The following is a 12,355-nucleotide window of genomic DNA, read 5'->3' on the forward strand; positions in this document are numbered from 1 at the left end:
GCACCGAGCGCCCGGCCGCCGCGGCACCGGTCCGGGGCGCGCGGCGCTTCAGGCCGGCGGCGCGAACCCGGTGGCCGGACGGCCGGCCGCCGGCTCGTCCGGCGCCGGCGCCGCCGACGGAGCGGCAGGAACCTCCGCCTGCCGTGCCCACTCCTGCGGCCCGGCAGCCTGAGCCGAACCCGGTGGCCGGACCGGCGAGGGCTGATGAGCGGAGTGCGGCGGGTAGGCGGCCGGAGGCTGCTGATGCCCAGCCGGAAACGGATGCGCGGCTTGAGGCTGATGGCCGAACGGGACATCGGGCTGTCCCGCCGGCGGGGCGAACCCGCCGCCGACCGCCTTCCTGGCCTCACGGGACTGCCGCTCGTGCAGCACGGCCGCCAGGAACGCGGCCGGAGGAAGATCCACCGGCGTCCGAGCCCCGGTACGCGCCGCGAGGTCGGCCGCGAGCCGCTGCGCCATCCCCGCCGACACCTGCGGATCGAGTTGCCGCATCCGCGTCAGGTACTGCCGTACGGCGAGCCACAGCCCGTCCGGGACCGCCGACAGATCCAGCTCGGCGAAGCGCCCCGCGAGCCACGGAGGCGGAGGCGGTACGAACCCGGTCCGCCCGGCGGGTATCCGCTCGCGCACGACCAGCGTGCCCGCGAACACGTCCCCGAGCCGCCGCCCCCGCTCCGACACCAGCGAGGCGATACAGGCCACGACCCCGAACGTCATCAGGATCTCGATCACCCCGACCGCGCCTCGCACCAACGCGTGCCGGAACCGGATCGGCCCGCCGTCGTCCCGGACCACCCGGAGACCGAGGGCCAGCTTCCCCAGCGACCGCCCGTGGCTGAGCGTCTCGACCGCTATCGGCCCGCCGACCAGCACCAGCAGGAACGACGCGATCGACAGCGCGACCTGCGCCGCCTCGTCCAGGGAAGCGGCCGACATCACCACCACCATGATCACGACGAGGTAGGCGAACACGGCCACCACCAGGTCGAGCAACACGGCCAGCGCCCTGCTCGGCAGCTTCGCGGGCCGCAGCTCCAGCGCCACCGCCTCGCCCGTCACCAGCTCACTCACGCCCGCCGCCCTTCCCTGGTCCGCCCCTGAAACGCAAGTCTGCCAAGCTGTGGGCGCATCGCGTCTCAGTACGACAAGCTGACAACATCCACGAGCATCCACGACGAGCCGTGGACGATCAGCCGAGGAGCAGGCAGACCCGATGGACCTGGACGTCTTCGTCTCCGTGCACCGAGCCGAATGGGACCGTCTCGATGCTCTCCTGCGCCGCCGGCGCCGTCTCACCGGCGCCGAGGCGGACGAACTCGTCGTCCTCTACCAGCGCACCGCGACCCACCTCTCCCTCATCCGGTCCAGCGCCCCGGACCCGCAACTGACGGGACGCCTCAGCCAACTCGTGGCACGCGCGCGCAGCGCCGTCGCCGGTACCCGCCGCGCCTCGTGGCGTGATGTGACGCGCTTCCTGGGCCGGGGCTTCCCCGCGGCCGTCTACCGAGCCCGGCACTGGTGGGTCCCCACGGCGCTCGTCTCCACCACCGTCGCCGTCCTCCTGGGCTGGTGGATCGGTACCCATCCCGACGTGCAGTCCTCCATAGCCGCCCCCAGCCAGCTACGTGAGCTGACCCGCCCCGGCGGCGAGTACGAGACCTACTACTCCAGCCACCCCGCGACCGCCTTCGCCGCCCAGGTGTGGACCAACAATGCCCAGGCGGCGGCGATGTGCCTGGTGCTGGGGGTCTTTCTGGGCCTGCCGGTCCTCTGGATCCTCTTCGAGAACATGCTCAACCTGGGCGTCGGCTTCGGTCTCATGTCCTCGGCCGGCCGCCTCGACACCTTCCTCGGGCTGGTCCTTCCGCACGGCCTGCTCGAACTGACCGCCGTGTTCGTCGCCGCCGGTACGGGACTGCGACTCGGCTGGACCGTTGTGGACCCCGGTCCCCGCACCCGGCGCACCGCCCTCGCGGAGGAGGGGCGAGCCGCCGTCGGCATGGCGATCGGTCTGGCCCTGGTGCTGCTCGTCTCCGGTGCCATCGAAGGCTTCGTCACCCCCTCCGGCCTGCCAACGTGGGCGCGCATCGGCATCGGGATCGCGGCCGAGCTGCTGTTCCTGGCGTACGTCTACGTCCTGGGCGGTCGCGCGGCACGCGCGGGGGAGACAGGCGACCTGGAAGCGGCGGACCGCAGCGCCTCCGTACCCACGGCCGCCTGATGTGCATCCGGCCCGCACGAGCTGCTAGTCTCCTCTTCGCCCCGCAAGAGCCGTTGACACGGAGGGAGTGGGGAGGTAGATTTAAACAGTTGCCTAGAACTGGACAGCGTCCAGCGGCAGCCGATAAAATCTACTAGCTTCTTCGAAAGTCGTGAATGGCAATCGAGAAGCATCCCCCGATTATTCAGAAAAGAGCGGCCGGCCAGTCCGGCTCAGAACTTCTGATAAAGTCGGAGCCGCCGGAAAGGGAAACGCGGAAGCGGGAACCTGGAAAGCACCGAGGAAATCGGGTCGAGAAAAGATCTGATAGAGTCGGAAACGCAAGACCGAAGGGAAGCGCCCGGAGGAAAGCCCGAGAGGGTGAGTACAAAGGAAGCGACCGTTCCTTGAGAACTCAACAGCGTGCCAAAAGTCAACGCCAGATATGTTGATACCCCGTTCCTCTCGGTTACGAGGGGGCGAGGTTCCTTTGAAATAACACAGCGAGGACGCTGTGTGCGAGAGGATCATTCCTCCTCTCGCACCGCTCTCGTGGTGTCATCCCGATTACGGGAAAACATTCACGGAGAGTTTGATCCTGGCTCAGGACGAACGCTGGCGGCGTGCTTAACACATGCAAGTCGAACGATGAACCACTTCGGTGGGGATTAGTGGCGAACGGGTGAGTAACACGTGGGCAATCTGCCCTTCACTCTGGGACAAGCCCTGGAAACGGGGTCTAATACCGGATATGACCATCTTGGGCATCCTTGATGGTTTAAAGCTCCGGCGGTGAAGGATGAGCCCGCGGCCTATCAGCTTGTTGGTGAGGTAATGGCTCACCAAGGCGACGACGGGTAGCCGGCCTGAGAGGGCGACCGGCCACACTGGGACTGAGACACGGCCCAGACTCCTACGGGAGGCAGCAGTGGGGAATATTGCACAATGGGCGAAAGCCTGATGCAGCGACGCCGCGTGAGGGATGACGGCCTTCGGGTTGTAAACCTCTTTCAGCAGGGAAGAAGCGAAAGTGACGGTACCTGCAGAAGAAGCGCCGGCTAACTACGTGCCAGCAGCCGCGGTAATACGTAGGGCGCAAGCGTTGTCCGGAATTATTGGGCGTAAAGAGCTCGTAGGCGGCTTGTCACGTCGGGTGTGAAAGCCCGGGGCTTAACCCCGGGTCTGCATTCGATACGGGCTAGCTAGAGTGTGGTAGGGGAGATCGGAATTCCTGGTGTAGCGGTGAAATGCGCAGATATCAGGAGGAACACCGGTGGCGAAGGCGGATCTCTGGGCCATTACTGACGCTGAGGAGCGAAAGCGTGGGGAGCGAACAGGATTAGATACCCTGGTAGTCCACGCCGTAAACGGTGGGAACTAGGTGTTGGCGACATTCCACGTCGTCGGTGCCGCAGCTAACGCATTAAGTTCCCCGCCTGGGGAGTACGGCCGCAAGGCTAAAACTCAAAGGAATTGACGGGGGCCCGCACAAGCAGCGGAGCATGTGGCTTAATTCGACGCAACGCGAAGAACCTTACCAAGGCTTGACACCGGAAAGCATTAGAGATAGTGCCCCCCTTGTGGTCGGTGTACAGGTGGTGCATGGCTGTCGTCAGCTCGTGTCGTGAGATGTTGGGTTAAGTCCCGCAACGAGCGCAACCCTTGTCCTGTGTTGCCAGCATGCCCTTCGGGGTGATGGGGACTCACAGGAGACCGCCGGGGTCAACTCGGAGGAAGGTGGGGACGACGTCAAGTCATCATGCCCCTTATGTCTTGGGCTGCACACGTGCTACAATGGCCGGTACAATGAGCTGCGATACCGTGAGGTGGAGCGAATCTCAAAAAGCCGGTCTCAGTTCGGATTGGGGTCTGCAACTCGACCCCATGAAGTCGGAGTTGCTAGTAATCGCAGATCAGCATTGCTGCGGTGAATACGTTCCCGGGCCTTGTACACACCGCCCGTCACGTCACGAAAGTTGGTAACACCCGAAGCCGGTGGCCCAACCCCTTGTGGGAGGGAGCTGTCGAAGGTGGGACTAGCGATTGGGACGAAGTCGTAACAAGGTAGCCGTACCGGAAGGTGCGGCTGGATCACCTCCTTTCTAAGGAGCACTTCTCACCAGCTTCGGTTGGTCAGAGGCCAGTACATCGGCGAATGTCTGATGCTGGTTGCTCATGGGTGGAACGTTGACTATTCGGCACACTCGGCCTGCTTCAGGTCACTAGTACTGCTTCGCGTCGTGGAAACGTGAGTTGGGTGGGGTGAGGGTGTCGGGCACGCTGTTGGGTGTCTGAGGGAATGGATTTCCTCAGTCGCCGGCCCCAGTGCACTCGGACTTCTGGTTCGGGGGATGGGTGGCTGGTCGTTGTTTGAGAACTGCACAGTGAACGCGAGCATCTGTGGCCAAGTTTTTAAGGGCGCACGGTGGATGCCTTGGCACCAGGAACCGATGAAGGACGTGGGAGGCCACGATAGTCCCCGGGGAGTCGTCAACCAGGCTTTGATCCGGGGGTTTCCGAATGGGGAAACCCGGCAGTCGTCATGGGCTGTCACCCTTGCCTGAACACATAGGGCAAGTGGAGGGAACGCGGGAAGGGAAGTGAACATCTCAGTACCCGCAGGAAGAGAAAACAACCGTGATTCCGGGAGTAGTGGCGAGCGAAACCGGATGAGGCCAAACCGTATGCGTGTGAGACCCGGCAGGGGTTGCGTATACGGGGTTGTGGGATCTTCTTTTACGGTCTGCCGGCCGTGAGACGAGTCAGAAACCGTTGATGTAGGCGAAGGGCATGCGAAAGGCCCGGCGTAGAGGGTAAGACCCCCGTAGTCGAAACGTCAACGGCTCGTTTGAAAGACACCCAAGTAGCACGGGGCCCGAGAAATCCCGTGTGAATCTGGCGGGACCACCCGCTAAGCCTAAATATTCCCTGGTGACCGATAGCGGATAGTACCGTGAGGGAATGGTGAAAAGTACCGCGGGAGCGGAGTGAAATAGTACCTGAAACCGTGTGCCTACAAGCCGTGGGAGCGTCGGAACGAGGCTTGCTTGTTCTCGTGACTGCGTGCCTTTTGAAGAATGAGCCTGCGAGTTTGCGGTGTGTTGCGAGGTTAACCCGAGTGGGGAAGCCGTAGCGAAAGCGAGTCCGAATAGGGCGTTTCAGTAGCACGCTCAAGACCCGAAGCGGAGTGATCTAGCCATGGGCAGGTTGAAGCGGAGGTAAGACTTCGTGGAGGACCGAACCCACCAGGGTTGAAAACCTGGGGGATGACCTGTGGTTAGGGGTGAAAGGCCAATCAAACTCCGTGATAGCTGGTTCTCCCCGAAATGCATTTAGGTGCAGCGTCGTGTTTCTTGCCGGAGGTAGAGCACTGGATAGGCGATGGGCCCTACCGGGTTACTGACCTTAGCCAAACTCCGAATGCCGGTAAGTGAGAGCGCGGCAGTGAGACTGTGGGGGATAAGCTCCATGGTCGAGAGGGAAACAGCCCAGAGCATCGACTAAGGCCCCCAAGCGTACGCTAAGTGGGAAAGGATGTGGAGTCGCACAGACAACCAGGAGGTTGGCTTAGAAGCAGCCACCCTTGAAAGAGTGCGTAATAGCTCACTGGTCTAGTGATTCCGCGCCGACAATGTAGCGGGGCTCAAGCGTACCGCCGAAGTCGTGTCATTGCAGCATATAGCCCCAACGGGTGCTGTGATGGGTAGGGGAGCGTCGTGTGCCGGGTGAAGCAGCCGCGGAAGCGAGTTGTGGACGGTTCACGAGTGAGAATGCAGGCATGAGTAGCGATACAAACGTGAGAAACGTTTGCGCCGATTGACTAAGGGTTCCTGGGTCAAGCTGATCTGCCCAGGGTAAGTCGGGACCTAAGGCGAGGCCGACAGGCGTAGTCGATGGATAACCGGTTGATATTCCGGTACCCGCTGTGAAGCGTCAAACATCGAGCATCGTGATGCTAAGGCCGTGAAGCCGTTCCGGACCCTTCGGGGAAAGGAAAGTGGTGGAGCCGCCGGACCAAGCGGTTAGTAGGTGAGTGATGGGGTGACGCAGGAAGGTAGTCCATCCCGGGCGGTGGTTGTCCCGGGGTAAGGGTGTAGCCCGAGTGGTAGGTAAATCCGTCACTCATGCAGGGTGAGACCTGATGCCGAGCCGATTGTGGTGAAGTGGATGATCCTATGCTGTCGAGAAAAGCCTCTAGCGAGTTTCATGGCGGCCCGTACCCTAAACCGACTCAGGTGGTCAGGTAGAGAATACCGAGGCGTTCGGGTGAACTATGGTTAAGGAACTCGGCAAAATGCCCCCGTAACTTCGGGAGAAGGGGGGCCATGTCCGGTGATGAGCTTTACGCTCTGAGCTGGGGGTGGCCGCAGAGACCAGCGAGAAGCGACTGTTTACTAAAAACACAGGTCCGTGCGAAGCCGTAAGGCGATGTATACGGACTGACGCCTGCCCGGTGCTGGAACGTTAAGGGGACCGGTTAGCTCACTTTCGGGTGGGCGAAGCTGAGAACTTAAGCGCCAGTAAACGGCGGTGGTAACTATAACCATCCTAAGGTAGCGAAATTCCGGGTAAGTTCCGACCTGCACGAATGGCGTAACGACTTCTCGACTGTCTCAACCATAGGCCCGGTGAAATTGCACTACGAGTAAAGATGCTCGTTTCGCGCAGCAGGACGGAAAGACCCCGGGACCTTTACTACAGTTTGATATTGGTGTTCGGTTCGGCTTGTGTAGGATAGCTGGGAGACTTTGAAGCAGCCACGAGTGGTTGTGGAGTCGTCGTTGAAATACCAGTCTGGTCGTGCTGGATGTCTAACCTGGGTCCGTGATCCGGATCAGGGACAGTGTCTGATGGGTAGTTTAACTGGGGCGGTTGCCTCCTAAAGAGTAACGGAGGCGCCCAAAGGTTCCCTCAGCCTGGTTGGCAATCAGGTGTTGAGTGTAAGTGCACAAGGGAGCTTGACTGTGAGACCGACGGGTCGAGCAGGGACGAAAGTCGGGACTAGTGATCCGGCGGTGGCTTGTGGAAGCGCCGTCGCTCAACGGATAAAAGGTACCCGGGGATAACAGGCTGATCTTCCCCAAGAGTCCATATCGACGGGATGGTTTGGCACCTCGATGTCGGCTCGTCGCATCCTGGGGCTGGAGTCGGTCCCAAGGGTTGGGCTGTTCGCCCATTAAAGCGGTACGCGAGCTGGGTTTAGAACGTCGTGAGACAGTTCGGTCCCTATCCGCTGTGCGCGCAGGAGTCTTGAGAAGGGCTGTCCCTAGTACGAGAGGACCGGGACGGACGAACCTCTGGTGTGCCAGTTGTCCTGCCAAGGGCATGGCTGGTTGGCTACGTTCGGGAGGGATAACCGCTGAAAGCATCTAAGCGGGAAGCCTGCTTCGAGATGAGGACTCCCACCCACTTGATGGGGTAAGGCTCCCAGTAGACGACTGGGTTGATAGGCCGGATCTGGAAGCACGGTAACGTGTGGAGGTGACCGGTACTAATAGGCCGAGGGCTTGTCCATTGATGCTCGCGTTCACTGTGTTGGTTCTGAAACCACGACCACGTCACCCGGGTTACGGGTGTTTCGGTTGAAGTGTTTCATAGTGTTTCGGTGGTCATAGCGTGAGGGAAACGCCCGGTTACATATCGAACCCGGAAGCTAAGCCTTACAGCGCCGATGGTACTGCAGGGGGGACCCTGTGGGAGAGTAGGACGCCGCCGAACAATCTTTGAGAAAACCCCCGCATCTTCGATGCGGGGGTTTTCTGCGTTCAGGGTGACTTCCCGGCCCCAGGAAGGGGCGGATCAAGCGGATAGAAATCATCCGCGGATCAAAATCACTCGCGGAATAGAGTCATCCGCGGGTCAGAGGCGTCCCGCCGCCTTGAGGCCCAGATAGGCATCCGCCAGAGCCGGCGCCAGATCCTCCGGCGTCGCGTCCACCACCGTCACCCCGTGACGACGGAGCTGTTCCGCGATGTGCCGACGCTCGCTCTGCGCCTGAGCCCCCGCCGCGGCCTCGTACACCGCCTCCACACTGCCCCGGGCCCGAACCATGCGGGCGATGTGCGGATCCGCCACCGAGGCGACCAGGACAGTGCGGCGTTTGGTGAGCTGCGGAAGGACCGGAAGCAGTCCCTGTTCGACCGGTGCCGCGTCCAGCGTCGTCAGGAGCACGATCAGGGAACGCCGGGGTGCCGTGCGCAGGACGGTCCCTGTCAGGCCACGCGCGTCCGTCTCGACCAGTTCGGGTTCCACCGTGGCCATCGCGTCGACAAGGGACGGCAGCACGTCGCGCGCCGAACGGCCCTGTACCAGGGCGCGTACCCGGCGGTCGTAGGCCAGCAGGTCGACACGGTCGCCGGCGCGAGCGGCGAGCGCCGCCAGGAGGAGTGCCGCGTCCATTGACGCGTCCAGGCGCGGGGCGTCGCCCACCCGGCCGGCCGAGGTGCGGCCGGTGTCCAGGACGAGAAGGATGTGCCGGTCCCGTTCGGGCCGCCAGGTGCGGACGGCGACGGTGGTCTGCCGTGCGGTGGCCCGCCAGTCGATCGAGCGGGTGTCGTCTCCGGGGACGTACTCGCGCAGGCTGTCGAACTCCGTTCCCTCGCCGCGGGTCAGCACGCTGGTGCGGCCGTCGAGTTCACGCAATCGAGCGAGTTTCGACGGGAGGTGCTTCCGGCTCGTGAACGGGGGCAGGACTCGTACCGTCCAGGGCAGTCGGTGGGTGCCCTGGCGGGAGAACAGGCCGAGGGGACCGTGGGAGCGGATGGTCACGCGGTCGGCCTGCCGGTCGCCGCGGCGGGTGGGGCGCAGCCGGGTCGTCACGCGCCGGCGTTCGCCCGGGGGCACGGTCAATCGGTGCCGGGAGGCGTCGGTCTCGGTGCCTGGCTGCCAGCTACTGGGCGGCCACGCGTCCCGGAGCCCGGCACGCAGCGGACGGGAGGACGGATTGGTGACCGTGAGGGTGACGTCGGCGGTTTCACCGAGGCGGGCGGAGGTGTCTCCGGAGCGGGTCAGAGCGAGACGGCGTACGGGCGCGGCGAGCGCGTAGTCACAGGCGCAGGCCAGGGCCAGGGAGCCGTTGACCGCCAGGATGCCCGTCCAGCCCGGTTCCAGGACGCCGACGGGGATCGAGCCGAGGGCGGCGAGGAGAGCGGCGCGTCCGGTGAGTGCCATCAGCGGGGGACCGGGACGTGGGCGAGGACGGCGTTGATGACCGAGTCGGTGGTCACGCCCTCCATCTCGGCCTCGGGGCGCAACTGGATGCGGTGGCGGAGGGTGGGCAGGGCCAGGGCCTTCACGTCGTCGGGGATGACGTAGTCGCGGCCCGTCAGCCACCCCCAGGCGCGTGACGTGGCGAGCAGGGCGGTGGCGCCGCGCGGGGAGACGCCCAGGGCGAGGGAGGGGGACTCGCGGGTGGCGCGGCAGATGTCGACGACGTAGGCGGTGATCTCGGGGGAGACGGTGGTCTTGGCGACGGCGGCGCGGGCCGCTGCGAGGTCGGCTGGTCCGGCGACGGGGCGTACGCCGGCGGCGCGCAGGTCGCGGGGGTCGAAGCCCGAGGCGTGGCGGGTGAGGACGTCGATCTCGTCCTGGCGGGACGGCAGAGGGACCGTCAGCTTGAGCAGGAAACGGTCCAGTTGGGCCTCGGGGAGAGGGTAGGTGCCCTCGTACTCGACCGGGTTCTGGGTCGCGGCGACCAGGAACGGTTCGGGGAGCGGGCGGGGAGTGCCGTCGACCGTGACCTGGCGCTCCTCCATGGCTTCCAGGAGGGACGACTGGGTCTTGGGCGGGGTCCGGTTGATCTCGTCCGCGAGGAGGAGGTTGGTGAAGACCGGGCCGGGCTGGAAGGAGAACTCGGCGGTGCGGGCGTCGTAGACGAGGGAGCCGGTGATGTCGCTCGGCATCAGGTCGGGGGTGAACTGGACGCGCTTGGTGTCGAGTTCCAGAGCGGACGCGAGGGCGCGGACGAGCAGCGTTTTGGCGACCCCGGGGACCCCTTCGAGCAGTACATGCCCGCGGCACAGAAGGGCGACGACGAGGCCGGTCACGGCGGGGTCCTGGCCGACCACGGCTTTGGCGATCTCGGCGCGCAGGGCTTCCAGGGAGGCCCGGGCGGTGCCCTCGTCCCCGGACCGCCCGGCATTGTCAGTGGTCGGGTCCATCATGAACGGCGTACCTCTCTTTCGAGGGCGTCGAGTTGGTCGGTGAGTGCGATGAGGGCCGCGTCGTCGCGGGGCGGCGGGCCGAAGAGGAGGGGGTGCAGGGCCTGTCCGTCGCCGGTGAGGTGGGCGGACAGGGCGGGGAGCAGGGCCTCGGGCGTGTGCGCCTGGGTGAGGGGGACGCCGACGAGGGGGGCGAGGCGGGTGCGGGTGGTGGAGCGGAGAACGGCGACCGCGCGGTCGCGGGCGTCGGCCTTGCGGTAGAGGCGGGCGCGGCCTTCGGTGGTCTCCGAGGCACGGATCGCGACGGGGAGTCTCTCGGCGACGAGGGGGCCGAAGCGGCGTGCCCGCCAGAAGGCGGCGAGGGTCGCGGCGACGAAGAGTTGCAGGGTGGCCCAGAGCCATCCCGCAGGGAGCAGGTCGAGGAAGTCCTTCCGCTCGCCGGTGCCGGTGGCGGAGGCGTCGGACAGCGAGGGGAGGTACCAGACCAGATGGGGGCGCGAGCCGAGGAGTTGAAGGGCGAGGGAGGCGTTGCCCTGCTCGTCGAGGCGGTTGTTGCGGAGGATGTCGGGCGCGCCGAGGACGACGGTGTCGCCGCTCCCGGAGGCCGCGGGGACGCGCAGCAGGGTGGCGAGGCGCTCGCTGGGGTAGCAGGAGTCGGCGCCGAGGTGGGTGGTGGTGTAGCGGACGCCGCCGGTGTCGGCGCTGCCCGCCCGCCGGGCCTCGGGCAGGCGGCAGTGGGGGGCGAGTGCGGAGTGGAGGCTGGTGGCCGGGTCCGCGGTGACCCCGGGGGCGAGCCGTTCGACGGACGAGCTGCCGGCCGCGACGAGGACGGTCCGCCCGCCGGAGGACGCCGTCGCCGCGTGCAATCGTTCTTGTTGACGGTGTGTCAGTCGGTCGGGTACGGCGACCAGCAGGGTGCTGTCCGGGCCGGCGGCGGCGCGGGCCGCGCCGAGCGTGGTGACCACGCGGGTGGACACGCCGTGCTCGGTGAGGAGCTGGGCGACGGCGCGGCTGCCGTAGGGGTCGGCGGAGCGCGGGTCCAGGTCGCCGTGCCGGCTGGTGGAGCGTACGGCGGCCATGGCGACGGCCGCGGCCAGGATCAGTACGGCGGCGAACGCGAGGCCCCGCGCGCGGGTCCACACCCGGCGTCCGGTCAGCGCGGCGGAGGTGGTCGTGGTGGGGGTGGCCGTGGCCGGAGCCTCGCTGATCACTCTGCGGCCCCCTGGCGGGTGGTGTGGGCCGTGCCGGCGGCGCTGTCGGTGAGACTCGGCCGGGTGCGTTCGAGGTCGCGGTCGAGTTCGACGATGCGGTGGTACGCCTGTGCGCTCGCCCCGCGCCCGCCGTATGTGACGTCGTCGAACTCCCGGGCCGCGGCGCGCAGCCGTTCCGTGTGCGCGAGCAGGACGCGGCCTGCCTCGGCGGCTGCTTCGTCGGCGGTGCGGCCGGGGCGTTCGTCGAGCAGGGCGCGTTCCTCCAGCGAGCGGACGAGGGCGCGCACGCGCTCCTGGACGGCCTGGCCCCAGTGGCCCCGGGCGGCGTGGGCGTCGCCGGCCGCGCGGTGGTCGGCGGCGCTGCGGGGGCGGTCGCCGAACAGGGCGGCGGCGGAGGCGGGCCGGCGGCGCGGGGTGCCGAGGCGCCACCAGAGGGCGGCCAGGACGGCGACGACGAAGAGGATCACCACGAGCAGGCCCACCGTGCCGCCCGGTGTCGCGGAGGCGGCCGAGCCGAACAGCCGGTCGAGCCAGTTCCAGAACGCGTTCAGGGCGCGCTGGAGCGGGCTGGGGTCGTTCTCGTGGTACATCCGCTGGGACAGCTCGCGCCGGGCTGCTTCCCGCGCGGGATCGCGCGGGATGGTCACCGGCGGCTCGTGGCCCGAGCCGCCGGCTGCCAGGACGGCGGTGTCGGCGGTGTCCGTGGCACGCAGCAGGCGTCGTACGGCCGTGGCGGCGGCGCCGGGTGGGGCCGCCGCCGTGAGAACGCCCCCCGAGAGGCTCAC

Annotated in this window: 6 protein-coding genes and 3 rRNA genes; 4 read left to right on the forward strand and 5 right to left on the reverse strand. The window is 66.0% G+C overall.

The window, feature by feature from the left end; translation table 11 throughout:
- Positions 1–48: 48 nt before the first annotated feature.
- Positions 49–1,071: an RDD family protein gene (locus tag D9753_RS21410; RefSeq protein WP_205614219.1), complete on the reverse strand. Its 1,023-nt coding sequence runs from the start codon at positions 1,069–1,071 to the stop codon at positions 49–51.
- A gap of 142 nt (positions 1,072–1,213) precedes the next feature.
- On the opposite strand from D9753_RS21410, the gene D9753_RS21415 reads away from it, so the two are divergent.
- From D9753_RS21415 to rrf, 4 genes are all read left to right on the forward strand, one after another.
- Positions 1,214–2,221, forward strand: coding sequence for a stage II sporulation protein M (locus tag D9753_RS21415; RefSeq protein WP_121788456.1), 1,008 nt, complete (start codon positions 1,214–1,216; stop codon positions 2,219–2,221).
- A gap of 559 nt (positions 2,222–2,780) precedes the next feature.
- A 16S ribosomal RNA gene (locus tag D9753_RS21425) occupies positions 2,781–4,302 on the forward strand.
- Between the two features lie 300 nt (positions 4,303–4,602).
- Positions 4,603–7,715 (forward strand): 23S ribosomal RNA (locus tag D9753_RS21430).
- A gap of 86 nt (positions 7,716–7,801) precedes the next feature.
- Positions 7,802–7,918: ribosomal RNA gene (gene rrf, locus D9753_RS21435) — 5S ribosomal RNA — on the forward strand.
- Together the 16S, 23S and 5S rRNA genes form the textbook arrangement of a ribosomal RNA operon.
- Before the next feature lie 141 nt (positions 7,919–8,059).
- Here the strand turns inward: rrf and D9753_RS21440 are convergent.
- The 4 genes from D9753_RS21440 to D9753_RS21455 are packed head-to-tail and all read right to left on the reverse strand — an operon-like array spanning position 8,060 to position 12,355.
- Entirely contained in the window at positions 8,060–9,370 is a 1,311-nt protein-coding gene (locus tag D9753_RS21440) for a DUF58 domain-containing protein (protein ID WP_121788457.1), read from the reverse strand.
- The gene (locus D9753_RS21445; RefSeq protein WP_121788458.1) at positions 9,370–10,359 is read right to left on the reverse strand and encodes an AAA family ATPase; all 990 of its coding nucleotides are present in this window, start codon (positions 10,357–10,359) and stop codon (positions 9,370–9,372) included. The genes D9753_RS21440 and D9753_RS21445 overlap by 1 nt, the downstream gene beginning before the upstream one ends.
- On the reverse strand, positions 10,359–11,567 hold the full coding sequence (locus D9753_RS21450) for a DUF4350 domain-containing protein (protein ID WP_121791209.1): 1,209 nt from the start codon (positions 11,565–11,567) through the stop codon (positions 10,359–10,361). Before D9753_RS21450 ends, D9753_RS21445 begins: the two co-directional genes overlap by 1 nt.
- Positions 11,567–12,355 (reverse strand): DUF4129 domain-containing protein, encoded by a 789-nt coding sequence (locus D9753_RS21455; RefSeq protein ID WP_205614220.1) that lies wholly within the window; start codon positions 12,353–12,355, stop codon positions 11,567–11,569. Before D9753_RS21455 ends, D9753_RS21450 begins: the two co-directional genes overlap by 1 nt.

Source organism: Streptomyces dangxiongensis (assembly GCF_003675325.1).
GTDB classification, from domain to species: domain Bacteria; phylum Actinomycetota; class Actinomycetes; order Streptomycetales; family Streptomycetaceae; genus Streptomyces; species Streptomyces dangxiongensis.